We start from the raw sequence: 12971 nt of genomic DNA, 5'->3' as shown, positions 1-12971 counted from the left end.
TTTCTTTTGGGTACTTTTCTTTGGCGAAGCAAAGAAAAGTGCCTCGCCCGCCGGGGCGAGACCCGGCCAGCAAGCCCATGCAATAGGCGCCCCGCCGGAGCAAGAACCGGCAAGGTCGGGGGAGGAACCACCCCATGAACCTCTCCGAACCCTTCGTCCGAAGACCAGTAGCAACAGTCCTGCTAACCATAGGCCTGGCCCTCGCCGGCATAGGCGCCTTCTTCGTGCTGCCGGTCTCACCGCTTCCGCAGGTCGACTTTCCAGTCATCTCGGTCAGCGCCACACTGCCGGGCGCCAGCCCTTCGACCATGGCCAGCAGCGTGGCAACGCCGCTGGAGCGGCGGCTGGGCATCATCGCGGGCGTTAATGAAATGACCTCTTCGAGCGGCAGCGGCTCGACGCGCATCAGCCTGCAGTTCGACCTCAACCGCAAGATCGACTCGGCCGCGCGTGAAGTGCAGGCCGCCATCAATGCCTCGCGGGCCGACCTGCCGGCCAGCCTGCGCAGCAACCCGACCTACCGCAAGGCCAACCCGGCCTCGGCGCCCGTCATCATCCTGGCGCTGACCTCCAAGACGCGTTCGCCGGGCCAGATTTACGACGAGGTCTCCAACCTCATCCAGCAAAAAATCGCCCAGGTGCCGGGCGTGGGCGACGTTGAGCTCGGCGGCGGTTCGCTGCCCGCGGTGCGGGTGGAGCTCAACCCCTTCGCGCTGAACCGCTACGGCGTGGCCGCCGAAGACGTGCGCGCGGCGCTGCAGGCCTCCAACGCCAACCGGCCGCGCGGTGCCATCGAGGGCAACGGCCAGCGCTTCCAGATCTACACCGGCGCCAGCACCGCCAGCGGCGGGCGCCGCGCCGCCGACTACCAGGACCTGGTCGTGGCCTGGCGCAACAACGCGGCGATACGCCTGCGCGACGTGGCCGAGGTGCAGGACGGCGTGGAGAACACCAACACCCTGGGCCTGTTCAACGGCGAACCGGCCGTGATCGTGCTGGTCACGCGCCAGCCGGCCGCCAACGTGATCGAAACCGTCAACGGCGTGCGCGACCTGCTGCCCGAGCTGCAGGCCCAGCTGCCGCAGGACGTGCGCCTGCAGGTCGCCTCCGACAGCACCAACTCGATACGCTCCTCGCTGCATGAAATCGAGCTCACGCTGATCATCTCCATCGTGCTGGTGGTGCTGGTCGTCAGCGCCTTTTTGCGCAGCGCGCGCGCCACCATCATCCCGGCGGTAGCCACCGTGGCCTCGCTGCTGGGCACCTTCGGCGTGATGTACCTGATGGGTTTTTCGCTCAACAACCTCAGCCTGATGGCGCTCACGGTGGCCACCGGCTTTGTGGTCGACGACGCCATCGTGGTGCTGGAGAACACCAGCCGCCACATCGAGGCCGGCATGGACCGCTTCAAGGCCGCGTTGCTGGGTGCGCGCGAAGTCGGTTTCACCGTGCTGTCCATCAGCCTGTCGCTGGTGGCGGTGTTCATCCCCCTGCTCTTCATGGGCGGGCAGATAGGCCGGCTGTTCCGGGAGTTCGCCGTCACGCTGTCGGCCGCCGTGCTGATCTCGCTGCTGATCTCCCTGACCACCACCCCCATGATGTGCGCCTGGCTGCTCAAGCCCGATGCGCACAGCAAACCGCCCGGCCGCATCGCCCGCTGGTTTGAAAGCGCCTTCAAGCGTGTGCACCGCAGCTATGAAACCAGCCTGGACTGGGCGCTGCACAGCAAACTGCTGGTGATGCTGATCCTGGCGGCCGTGGTGGGCCTGAACGTCTACCTTTATGTGAAAGCGCCCAAGGGCTTTTTCCCGCAGCAGGACACCGGCCAGATCAACGGCGGCCTGCGCGCCGACCGCAGCATCTCCTTCCAGGCGCTGCAGGGCAAGCTCAGGCAGTTGGTCGACATCATCCGCGCCGACCCGGCGGTGGACACCGTGGTGGGCTTTACCGGCGGTTCGCGCGCCGGCGGCGGCTTCATGTTCATCAACCTCAAGCCGGTCGGCCAGCGCAAGGAAGGCGGCCAGGCCGTGATCACGCGGCTGCGCCCGCAACTGGCGCAGGTGACGGGCGTGAGCCTCTTCCTCAACACCGTGCAGGACCTGCGCGGCGGCGGTCGCCAGACCAATTCAACCTACCAGTACACCCTCAAGAGCGACAACGCGGCCGACCTGAGCCAGTGGGCCACGCGCCTGGCCGAGCGCATGAAGACCCAGGAAGCGCTGACCGACGTGGACACCGACCAGCAGGAAAACGGCGTGGAAACCATGGTCACCGTCGACAAGGACAGCGCCGCGCGCCTGGGCATCAGTTCGCGCGACGTGGACAACGCGCTCTACGACGGCTTCGGCCAGCGCCAGGTCGCCACGATTTACGCCGAGCTCAACCAGTACCACGTCATCATGGAGGTCGCGCCACGCTACACGCGCAGCCCCGAGTCGCTGAAAGACATTTATGTACCGGCCAAAAATGCCGGGGGCGGCACGGGCAACACCCCGAGTACCGGCACTACGGCGGTGTCCACCAATTCCACTTCAGGCACGAGCGGAACCACGGGCACATCCGGCACCTCAGCCACCACAAGCGGCAGCACCACCACCAGCAGCACCCCCACCATCAGCGCCAACCCGGGCCTGCGCGACGCCTCCAGCGGCAATGTGCTGAGCACCGCGCCCAGCACCATGGTGCCGCTGTCGGCGATTGCGCGTTTCAGCGAGAACCCGACGGCCGCCTCCATCAGCCACGAGGACGGCGAGCTTTCGACCACCATCTCCTACAACCTGGCCGAGGGCTTCACGCTGAGCGATGCCGAGGCGGCGGTGCGCCAGTCAGAGGCCGACATACGCCTGCCCACCAATGTGCGCGGCAGTTTTTCCGGCACGGCGCTCAGCGCCCAGCAATCGCAGGGCCAGCAGCCGCTGCTGATCCTGGCCGCGCTGGTGGTGATCTACATCGTGCTGGGCATCCTGTATGAAAGCCTGATCCACCCCATCACCGTGCTCTCCACCCTGCCCTCAGCCGGCGTGGGCGCGGTGCTCGCGCTGCTGATGTTCAAGCTGGACTTTTCCATCATCGCGCTGATAGGCATCTTCCTGCTGATTGGCATCGTCAAGAAAAACGCCATCCTGATCATCGACTTCGCGCTGGAGGCCGAGCGCGCGCGCGGCATTTCGGCGCTTGAAGCGGTGCGTGAAGCCTGTTTGCTGCGTTTTCGCCCCATCCTGATGACCACGCTGGCCGCCATCCTGGGCGCGCTGCCGCTGGCGATCGGCTTCGGCGAAGGGGCCGAGCTGCGCCGGCCGCTGGGCATCGCCATCATCGGCGGGCTGATCGCCAGCCAGCTGCTCACGCTGCTGACGACGCCCGTGGTCTACGTGCTGATGGACAAGCTGCGCCGCCGCAGCCCTCTTGAGCGCCAGCTCAGCCGCCATCCCGGCGAAACCGACGCGGCGCCGCAAGCGCAATGATGGACATACCATGAAGAACCTCTCCCATCCCCCTCGCCTTGAACGCCGGCTCATCGCCGTGGCCTTGCTGACCATGCTCGCCACAGGCTGCGCCGTCGGCCCCGACTACAAGCGGCCCGCCACCGCCGAAGTCACAAATTTCAAGGAAGCCGAAGGCTGGGTGCCGGCCGCGCCGGCCGACGCGCTGGAGCGCGGCCCCTGGTGGAGCCTCTTCCAGGACCCGGTGCTGGACCAGCTGCAGTCGCGCGTCGATGTCTCCAACCAGAACGTCGCGCTGGCCGTGGCCGCCTATGCCCAGGCGCGCGCGCTGGTGCGCGAGCAGCGCGCCTCGCTGTTTCCCTCGGTCACGCTGGACGCCGGAGCCACGCGTTCGCGTTCCAGCGGCAACGTCACGACGGGCAGCACCGGCCGCGTCGGCAACAACTACCAGCTCAGCATAGGCGGCAGCTGGGAGCCCGACGTCTGGGGTCGGCTGGGCCGCGCGGTGGACAGCGCCACGGCCGGCGAGCAGGCCAGCGCCGCCGATCTGGCCTCGGCCAAGCTCTCGGCCCAGGGTGAGCTTGCCGCCAATTATTTTTCCCTGCGCCAGACCGATGCGCAAAAGGCTTTGCTGGAAACCACGCTGGCCGGCTACCAGCGTGCGCTTGAGATCACGCAGAACCGCTACAACGCCGGCATCGCCCCCAAAACCGACCTGCTGCAGGCGCAAACCCAGCTTGCCAATGCGCAAGCCGACAACGCCGGCTTGCAGCGCACACGTGCCCAGCTCGAACATGCAATCGCCGTGCTGGTCGGCGAGGCGCCCGCCAATTTCAGCCTGCCGACCGCCGCCTGGAACCCGCTGGTGCCCGAGGTGCCTATCGGTGTGCCTTCGGCCCTGCTGCAGCGCCGGCCCGACATCGCCGCGGCCGAGCGCCGCGTGGCATCGGCGAATGAACAGATCGGCATCGCCAAAAGCGCCTACTTCCCCAGCCTGTCGCTGAGCGCTTCGGCCGGCACGGGCGCCAGCCGTGTGGCCGATTTGTTCAAGGCCTCGAGCAGCGTCTGGTCTTTGGGCCTGTCCGCCGCGCAGCTGATTTTTGACGCCGGCGCCACAGGCGCACGCGTGGACGGCGCGCGCGCCGCGCACGAGCAGGCCGTGGCCCGCTACCGCCAGACCGTGCTGGTGGCCTTCCAGGACGTGGAAGACCAGCTCTCCGCCACCCGCGTGCTGGCCACGCAACAAGAGCTGCGCCGCCAGGCTTCAGAGGCGGCCGACCAGGTTGAGCAGCAAGTCCTCAATCGCTACCGCAGCGGCCAGGTCGGCTACACCGAAGTCATCACCGCCCAGGCCACGGCCCTGAGCGCGCGCCGCGCCCTGGTGCAAGCCATGGCCGACCGGCAGACCACGGCCGTGGCACTGATCCAGTCGCTGGGCGGGGGCTGGCAGGCGGCGAAATAAAAAAGCCCGCCGCGCTTGATCACGCGGCGGGCTCATGACAGGGCTGCGCTAAACGTGCGGCCTTGAACCGGCTTGAAACGGTCTACGACGACAGCCAGTTGGAGCTGGTGCCGGCCAGTACAGCCACCAGCTTCGTTTGCTGCGCGAGCGTCAAACTCGTCTGACTCGCGGACGGTGGCGTGAAAGAGGCCATGGCCTGCACCAGCAGCTCCAAATCCGTGTTCGCCCCCTTACCCGTCTTCATGTCCAGCAAGGTCTTGCCGTCGCTGGATTTGATCTGCTCCACGTGATAAGCATTGCCCAGATACCAGTCCTGCACGGTGACTTTGTCGGCGGTGGTGCTGCCCAGGATGCTGATTTGCAGGCTGGAACCTGCCTTGTCCGCCTTGCCCGCCTTGTTCACCCTGCTGAACCACAGCTGAGTGGACTTGACATCTGCGAACTTCAGCACGTCGGTGTTGCCTTGTGTGGCATCGTTTTCCACGATGGTATCGATGGCATCGCCACGCTTGAAGAGGTAAGTGTCGTTGCCCTTGCCGCCCTTGAGCACGTCATTGTTTGAGCCGCCGGACAGGGTGTCATCACCTTCCCCGCCATCCAGCATGTCGTTACCAGCCCCGCCGTCCAGCGTGTCTCTACCACCCATGCCGGACAGGCCATTGGCATTGGCATCACCGGTGATGGTGTCGTCCCCCGCCGTACCCAGCACGTTTTCGATGCCCACTACCGTGTCTGCTATGGCGTTGCCGCCGGCCACAAGGAACTTCTCCACCTTGCCGATCAGCAGGTTGGCATTGATGCGGGCTAGGCCAGCACGGCTGTAATCCACGGTATCCACCCCGGCTCCACCGTCCAGCCTGTTGCTGCCCGCCCCAGAGTACAGGATGTCGCTGTCCTCATTCCCGTATAACTTGTTGTTGCCGCTCCCCCCGTCCAGGGTGTCGTTGCCCGCATCACCGAACAGCGTGTCATTGTCGTCATTACCGTACAAGGTGTCATTGCCAATACCGCCCCAGATGGTGTCGTTGCCAATACCGCCCCACACGATGTCGTTGTATTGACGGCTATCCTGCATGTACTTCGCATCCGCTTCGTATGTGGCTGAGCCTCCGTTGTAGGAGCCTGGGTGGCTCAGGCCCAGCGCGTGTCCGATTTCATGCCCAAAGGCCATGAAGTCCTCCCCGCCCGAGGAGGGATACAAAAACGGAAAATGCGCGCTAACTCCCGAAGGGTTGGGGTACGAGGAGGTATAAGCGAAGCCAGATATGCTGCTGTCGTTTTCCAGCAAGATGTTCGCATTCTCAGCGTCGTCCACACGGACAATCGGCTTGGCGATCAGACTGCTATAAGTTTGCATCCAGTAGTCGGTCGCGGCCTCCTGGAGGACGCCATTTTTTAAACTTGAGTAAGCGGGCCCATCCTCAACACGGAAATTGTAGGTAATGCTGCTGCCGGTCCACTTTGGGCCGGGAACCAGCGAAGCGATAACCTGCGCGTCGTTATAGATGGATTTTGTAGCTTTTGTAGCTTTTGTAGCCATAGTGTCTTCCTCGGTTTGGATAAAAAGTGCACCGTTAAATTTGACTTAAGATTTCGATAAGAATCGCTATCCAAGTAGGGCCAAGGTATTTGAATTTTTCGCAAAAGCTCGCGACGATTATCCGGAGGCGGCCAATCTTTGCAGGGTTTTCGGAATGATGGCTGCGCTTGCCGCCCAAGCGTGCTTGTTTGCATAAGCCGATAAGCGCCATGAAACCGGTCGAAGGCCGGCCTGGCGATGAAGGACGCAGATCCTGGTGTCCGCAAGCGCTGACGGGCTGAGCACTTGAGTGACGATGACCGGCGACCGGCAGGCGGCAAAATTAAAAAGCCCACCGCGCTTGATCATCGCGCGGCGGGCTGCCAACAGGGCTTCGCGAAGCGCGGCACTCTGAGGGTTAGCCTTTATTTCCAGGCGGCCAGCGCAGGCGTCAACGCCGTCTGCATCTCTTTCGACAGGCCCTCAAATTTCGTCGTGCCCATGGGTGGCGGCGCGAAGGAGGCCATGGCCTGCACCAGGGTCTGCACATCCTTGTCCAGCAGCAACTTGCCATCACCAGACTTGATCTGCTCCACGTGACAGGCACTGCTTAAATACCAGTCCTGCACGATGACTTTGTCTCCGGTGCCTATGATGCCAATCCGCAGATCATTGCCCGTGGCGCTCACCTTTTGCGCCTGGTCCACCCTGCTGAACCACAACTGATTGGCCTTGACATCGCCTGCGAACTGCAGCACATCGGTGTTGCCCTGTGTGGCATCGTTTTCCACGATGGTATCGGTGGCATCGCCGCGCTTAAAGAGGTAAATGTCATTACCCTTGCCGCCCTTGAGCACGTCAATGCTTGGACCGCCGGACAGCTGGTCATTCCCGTCTCCCCCGTCCAGCGTGTCGTTCCCGTCTTGGCCCGATAGCGTGTCGTTGTCGGCGCCGCCGTCCAGCCTGTCGTCGCCGCCCTCCCCGTTGAGCACGTCGTTCCCCAACTGGCCCAGCAGGTTGTCGTTGCCCGCGCCGGCGAACAGCGTGTCGTCTCCGGCCCCGCCATCCAGCATGTTGTTGCCGGTGCTGCCGGTGAGCAAGTCGCTCAATCCCGTGCCCACGAGGTTCTCGATGTTACGCAGCACATCGGTGAAAGTGAAAAATTTCGTGGAACCGGTGGCGTAGGAGGCGAAGAATTTTGTGACCCTGCCGGCGACCAGGTTGGCCTCTATGCCCGACATCAGCGTGTAACCCGGCCAGGAGTTGTCCAGCAGGGTTCTGTAGTCCACGGTGTCTATGCCGCCCCCGCCATCCAGGGTGTCGTTACCCGGGCTTCCATAAAACCAGTCCTCGCCGGTGCTGCCAGTGAGGCTGTCGTTGAACTTGCTGCCGGAAATGAAATTGCGCATGGCTGCTCCTGTGAGTTCACCGCACCATATGCGAATTCACGGCAGGCCTTCCACGCGAATGTCCGCGCGCGGATATTTTTTATGGAATTTGTGGCCTTCCATGCCCGCGCAAGCGCGGGAGGCTGCGGCACACCAAGGCCCCGGTAGCGCAAGCCGCGCTATGCAGCGGGCTCAAGCGCCGGGCTATCGGAGCAGCCAAGGCCGCCGCAACCCTGAATGGCGTCCTTGGGCAAAGCCTCGGGCATGCCCACCACCCCCGTCACCGGGTCATAGCCGATGCCGCGCAGGTGCAGGGCCAGAGCGGCATCCATGGTTTGCGCATGCTGCGGAAACCACAGGGCCAGTTCCCTGGCCATATGGCGCACGGGCCTGAAGTCACCGGCCTGCGCCATCATCAGGCCTTCCCGCATGACCTGCAGCACCACCTTGTGTTGCACGGTATGGCAATTGGAAGAGGAAAACCGCGTGTCCAGCATCCAGCGGTCTTCGCGGCTGAAGTGCTCGTCGGTGTGCTCCACCAGCGCGCGCCAGTGGCCGGCCAGCGCATCGTCCGGCGCGTTTTCCGCCTGCGCCAGCAGTTCGACAAACTCCCGGTGCGTGTCATCCATCTGAGGCAGTCCGAGCACGAGGGCTTCAGACCATTGGAGATTCGGCATATGTGTGCTTCCAGCATTGCAATGCCCCAGCGTAAGCCAGGGCACGCCGCAAAGACTTGATCCAGGTCATAGAGCGCGCATTCACGGTGGCAGGCCGTGTTTTGGCGCTAGTGCGTTTTCCCATCGCGCAGCGGCAGTTTGCCCTGATGCAGCGCCGACAAGAAAAACCGCGCCGCCTCGCTCAGCGGCCTGTCCTTGCGCGTGATGCTGCCGAAGGCTTCCATCTTGTGGCGGATAAAGCAGGGCAGTATCACCAGCAGGCCGTGGCGCGCATAGGTGTCGGCAATCGACTGCGGCATGACGCCGACCATCTCGGTCTCGGCGATCAGGTTGGTGGTGGTCAGGATGGAGGCCGTTTCTATCAGGCCCTTGGGTGAAGGCGCCTGCAGCATGCGGAACTCCTGCTCCAGCACCTCGCGCATGGGGCTGCCAGTGGGCTGCAAAATCCAGGGGTAGTCCAGCAGGCTGGCGAACTTGACGGTTTTCTTTTTGGCCAGCGGGTGCTTCACGCCCACCACCAGGGCCAGGGCTTCGTTCTCGAGCGGCGTGAAGCTGTAATCGGCGCGGTGCTCGTCGCGTATGCGGCCTATGGCGACGTCGAGCACCCCCTCGCGCAGCAGTTCGAACAATCGGTCGCTGGTGTCCATGGTGACGTCGACCGACAGCAGCGGGTAGGCCCTCTTGAGCGCGATGATGGCCTGGGTGAGCAGATTAGGTGAAGGCGCCATGATGCTGCCGACCGAGACGCGGCCGGTGCCGCCCAGCTCGAGCTCGGCGAGTTCGCGCGTCATCGATTCGACCGAGCCGCGCATGCCGCGGAAGTAGCGCAGCACGCTGGCGCCGGCGGGCGTGAGTTTTTGCCCGCGGCCCACACGCTCGAACAGGCGCTGGCCCAGCGCGGACTCCAGCTCCTGGATCATCTTGGTGGCGGCCGGCTGCGTCATGCCGAGCTCGGCCGAGGCCTTGCGCAGCGTGCCGTGTTCGCCTACGGCCAGGATCAGCGCGACCTGGCGCATGCGCAGGCGATTCAGCAGTTGGGGGATGGAGGAGGTGCGGGATGCATGGGATGAGGCGGGCATGGCGGTCCCTTTCAGGCGTTAGCTTCAATTGATCACCCTAGGTTATCAAATAATCAGGGATTTTCAATTTACGTTAAGTGTCGCCATCCCTACCATCAGGGCATTCGTTCCAGCTTTCCCCCACAACAATGACCCGGAGACAAAGACAATGCCCCAACTGAAATCCCTCAAACGCCTACCCGCCCTGCTGGCGGCCGCCTTCACCTTAGTCGCCGCCGCCCCCGCGCTGGCACAGGACTGGCCGACCAAGCCGGTGCGCATCCTGGTGGGCTCGGCCCCGGGCGGCGGCACCGACGCCATGGCCCGCGCCGTGGCCGACCGGCTGGGCCCGCTGCTCAAGCAGCCCGTGGTGGTGGAAAACCGCCCCGGCGCCTCCAACACCCTGGCGGCCGACCTCACGGCCAAGTCCACCGACGGCCATACCCTGCTGATGGGTGTCTCGACCGCGCATGCGATCGCGCCGCATCTGCTCAAGCTGGGCTACGACAACAACAAGGACCTGGTGCCCGTGGTGTTCGTGGGCGCGGTGCCCAATGTGCTGGTGGTCAACAACGCGCTGCCGGTCGACTCCGTCCAGTCGCTGGTCAAGCTGGCCAAGAGCAAGCCCGGCCAGCTCAACTACGCGACCAGCGGCTCGGGCAGCACCCAGCACATCGCGGCCGAACTCTTCAAGGACCAGGCCGGCGTCTTCATCACCCACATTCCCTACCGCGGCAGCGGCCCGGCGCTGATAGACCTGGTGGCCGGCCAGGTGCAGCTGAGTTTTGACACCATGCCCTCGGTCATCGGCCAGATCAAGAACGGCCGCATCAAGCCCCTGGCCGTGGCCAGCGCCAAACGCAACCCGCAGCTGCCCAATGTGCCTACCATGGCCGAAGCCGGCCTCAAGGGTGTGGAGATGAGCGCCTGGTACGGCATCTACATGCCGGCGTCCACACCCAAGGCCGTGCAGGAGCGCGTCTATGCCGAGGTCACCAAAGTGCTGGCCATGCCCGAAACGCAAACCCGGCTGGGCGCCATAGGCGCGGACCTCACGTCCATGACGCAGGCCCAGTTCGCGCAGTTCCACGCCGATGAAAACAAGCGTTATGGTGAGCTGATCGCCCGGAAAAACATCAAACTCGACTGATTGGATCAACGCATGAGCACCAAGCAAACGCTGCCCGCCTCCACACCCGTGATTGCCCTCACACTGGGCGACGCGGCCGGCATAGGCCCGGAGCTGGTTGCCCGGCTGCTGGCCCAGCCCGGCATCACCGCAGGCGCCAACATCGTGCTGGTGGGTGACGAATGGCTCTGGCAACAGGGCCAGGCCACGGCCAAACAGGCTGTGGCGACACAAGCCGTCACCAGTCTGGCCGAGCTGCGCGGCCGCGCCGACACGCGCCTGCCGGCTTTCCTGGCCACAGACACGATTCAAGCGGCACAGGTCCAGCGCGGCCAGGCGCAGGCCGCCTGCGGCGCGGCCGTGCTGCAGGTGCTCAACCTTTGCATGGACGGCGCAAAGCGCGGTGAGGTCGATGCCATCTGCTTCGCCCCGCTGAACAAGCAGGCCATGAAGCTGGGCGGCCTGAAGCATGAAGACGAGCTGCACCACTTCGCCGAATACCTGGGCGTGACCGGCTACTTCTGCGAGTTCAACACCCTGGGCGATTTGTGGACCTCGCGCGTCTCGTCCCACATTCCGCTCAAAGACGCGGCGGCCATGCTGAGCCAACAGCGCATCGTCGACGCGGCAAAGCTGATTTATGCGTCGCTGCAGGCCAGCGGCAACGCCAATCCCAAGGTCGCGGTGGCGGCCTTTAACCCGCATGGCGGCGACGGCGGTGTCTGCGGGCGCGAAGAGATCGACATCATCGAACCGGCCGTGGCCGAGTTGCGCGCGGCCGGCGTTCCGGTGGACGGTCCCTTCCCGGCCGACACCATCTTTTTGAAAGCGCGCGACGGCCTCTACCAGGCCATCGTCACCATGTACCACGACCAGGGCCAGATCGCGATCAAGCTCATGGGTTTCAGCAAGGGCGTGACGGTGCAAGGCGGCCTGCCGGTGCCCATCACCACGCCGGCCCATGGCACGGCCTACGACATTGCGGGCCGGGGTGTGGCCGACGTGAATGCCACGCTCAATGCTTTCAAGATTGCCCAGCGCATGGGTGCTGCGCGTTTGCAAGCAGCCGCCCGAACCTCTTCTTATTCTTTATTTCAACGTTAGAGAACCACTATGAAAATCAAATCCGTACGTGCCCGCGTCTTCGAATGGAAAGGCAAGACCGTTCCACCCCAGGGCAACTTCTGCTCCAACGCCATGGACCTGGTCTACTCCAACACCGAGACCATGAGCACCTTCCGCTTCCATTCCTGGACAGTGGTCGAGATCGAAACCGACAACGGCATCGTCGGACTGGGCAACGTCGCGCTGGCGCCGCACATCGCCAAGGCCATCATCGACCAGTACCTCACGCCGCTGGTGCTGGGGCAGGATCCCTGGGACTATGAATACCTGTGGCAGCGCATGTACCGCGGCACCCATGCCTGGGGCCGCAAAGGCGTGGCCATGGCCGCGATCTCGGCGGTGGATATCGCCATCTGGGACATCCTGGGCAAGTCGGCGGGCAAGCCGGTGTTCAAGCTGCTGGGCGGACGCACCAAGGAAAAGATTCCCTGCTATTACTCCAAGCTCTACCGCACCGACATCAAGGCCATGCAGGACGAGGCGCAGACCTACCTGGACCAGGGCTTCACCATGTTCAAGTCGCGCTTCGGCTACGGCCCGGCGCACGGCACCAGGGGCGTGGCGGAAAACCTGAAAGCCGTCGAGGCGTTGCGCGAAGTGATCGGCTATGACAACGACCTGATGCTCGAGTGCTACATGGGCTGGAACCTCGAATACGCCAAGCGCATGCTGCCCAAGCTCGAAAAGTTCCAGCCGCGCTGGGTCGAGGAGCCCGTGATCGCCGACGACATCGACGGCTATGCCGAACTGAACCAGCTCACCAGCATCCCGATTTCGGGCGGCGAGCATGAGTTCAGCCTCTACGGCTTCAAGCAGTTGCTGGACAAAAAAGCCGTGTCCGTCGTGCAGTACGACACCAACCGCGTGGGCGGCATCACGGCCGCGCACAAGATCAACGCGCTGTGCGAGGCCTACAGCGTGCCGGTGGTGCCGCATGCCGGCCAGATGCACAACTACCACCTGACCATGAGCACCCTGGCCTCGCCCATGAGCGAATACTTTCCGATGTTCGACGTGGAAGTCGGCAACGAGTTGTTCTATTACATCTTCGATGGCGAGCCCGTGGCCGAGAACGGCTTCCTGCAGCTCGACGACCACAAGCCCGGCCTGGGCCTGACCATGAAGACCGAGTTCCTCAAAGACTTCAACATCGTCGAGTGAACATTCAGT

The 12971-nt window shown here is 64.0% G+C and carries 9 protein-coding genes; 5 read left to right on the top strand and 4 right to left on the bottom strand.

What is annotated here, in order from left to right; genetic code table 11:
- The first annotated feature begins 134 nt into the window (after positions 1-134).
- Positions 135-3464, top strand: a complete 3330-nt coding sequence (locus PMI15_RS21245) for an efflux RND transporter permease subunit (RefSeq protein ID WP_007874009.1) — start codon at positions 135-137, stop codon at positions 3462-3464.
- Between the two features lie 10 nt (positions 3465-3474).
- Positions 3475-4905, top strand: coding sequence for an efflux transporter outer membrane subunit (locus tag PMI15_RS21240; RefSeq protein WP_007874007.1), 1431 nt, complete (start codon positions 3475-3477; stop codon positions 4903-4905).
- Between the two features lie 82 nt (positions 4906-4987).
- Here the strand turns inward: PMI15_RS21240 and PMI15_RS24960 are convergent, their stop codons facing one another.
- The 4 genes from PMI15_RS24960 to PMI15_RS21220 all read right to left on the bottom strand — a co-directional run bounded on the left by PMI15_RS24960 (position 4988) and on the right by PMI15_RS21220 (position 9568).
- Entirely contained in the window at positions 4988-6445 is a 1458-nt protein-coding gene (locus tag PMI15_RS24960) for a calcium-binding protein (RefSeq protein WP_007874005.1), read from the bottom strand.
- 404 nt (positions 6446-6849) lie between these two features.
- On the bottom strand, positions 6850-7833 hold the full coding sequence (locus PMI15_RS21230; RefSeq protein WP_007874003.1) for a calcium-binding protein: 984 nt from the start codon (positions 7831-7833) through the stop codon (positions 6850-6852).
- A gap of 158 nt (positions 7834-7991) precedes the next feature.
- Entirely contained in the window at positions 7992-8489 is a 498-nt protein-coding gene (locus PMI15_RS21225; protein ID WP_007874002.1) for a hemerythrin domain-containing protein, read from the bottom strand.
- A gap of 107 nt (positions 8490-8596) precedes the next feature.
- A complete protein-coding gene (locus PMI15_RS21220; protein ID WP_007874001.1) occupies positions 8597-9568 on the bottom strand; it encodes a LysR family transcriptional regulator in 972 nt (323 codons plus the stop codon).
- A gap of 148 nt (positions 9569-9716) precedes the next feature.
- On the opposite strand from PMI15_RS21220, the gene PMI15_RS21215 reads away from it, so the two are divergent.
- From PMI15_RS21215 to PMI15_RS21205, 3 genes are read left to right on the top strand one after another with little or no spacing between them, the layout of a single operon-like run.
- Complete coding sequence (locus PMI15_RS21215) at positions 9717-10697, top strand: tripartite tricarboxylate transporter substrate binding protein (protein WP_007874000.1); 981 nt, start codon at positions 9717-9719, stop codon at positions 10695-10697.
- A 12-nt stretch (positions 10698-10709) separates the two neighbouring features.
- Positions 10710-11780, top strand: a complete 1071-nt coding sequence (locus tag PMI15_RS21210) for a 4-hydroxythreonine-4-phosphate dehydrogenase PdxA (protein ID WP_007873998.1) — start codon at positions 10710-10712, stop codon at positions 11778-11780.
- 9 nt (positions 11781-11789) lie between these two features.
- Positions 11790-12962, top strand: coding sequence for an L-rhamnonate dehydratase (locus tag PMI15_RS21205; protein ID WP_007873997.1), 1173 nt, complete (start codon positions 11790-11792; stop codon positions 12960-12962).
- Positions 12963-12971 lie beyond the last annotated feature (9 nt).

The sequence above is a fragment of the Polaromonas sp. CF318 genome, assembly GCF_000282655.1.
Classification (GTDB): Bacteria; Pseudomonadota; Gammaproteobacteria; order Burkholderiales; family Burkholderiaceae_C; genus Polaromonas.
Note: the sequence above shows the minus strand (reverse complement) of the source record. Positions and strands in the feature narration are given on the sequence as shown.

Bases quoted from the DNA above. Each gene is read 5' to 3' on its own strand.
- PMI15_RS24960 (WP_007874005.1), bottom strand. From the start codon at position 6,445: ATGGCTACAAAAGCTACAAAAGCTACAAAATCCATCTATAACGACGCG.
- PMI15_RS21205 (WP_007873997.1), top strand. From the start codon at position 11,790: ATGAAAATCAAATCCGTACGTGCCCGCGTCTTCGAATGGAAAGGCAAG.
- PMI15_RS21245 (WP_007874009.1), top strand. From the start codon at position 135: ATGAACCTCTCCGAACCCTTCGTCCGAAGACCAGTAGCAACAGTCCTG.
- PMI15_RS21225 (WP_007874002.1), bottom strand. From the start codon at position 8,489: ATGCCGAATCTCCAATGGTCTGAAGCCCTCGTGCTCGGACTGCCTCAG.
- PMI15_RS21230 (WP_007874003.1), bottom strand. From the start codon at position 7,833: ATGCGCAATTTCATTTCCGGCAGCAAGTTCAACGACAGCCTCACTGGC.
- PMI15_RS21220 (WP_007874001.1), bottom strand. From the start codon at position 9,568: ATGCCCGCCTCATCCCATGCATCCCGCACCTCCTCCATCCCCCAACTG.
- PMI15_RS21240 (WP_007874007.1), top strand. From the start codon at position 3,475: ATGAAGAACCTCTCCCATCCCCCTCGCCTTGAACGCCGGCTCATCGCC.
- PMI15_RS21215 (WP_007874000.1), top strand. From the start codon at position 9,717: ATGCCCCAACTGAAATCCCTCAAACGCCTACCCGCCCTGCTGGCGGCC.
- PMI15_RS21210 (WP_007873998.1), top strand. From the start codon at position 10,710: ATGAGCACCAAGCAAACGCTGCCCGCCTCCACACCCGTGATTGCCCTC.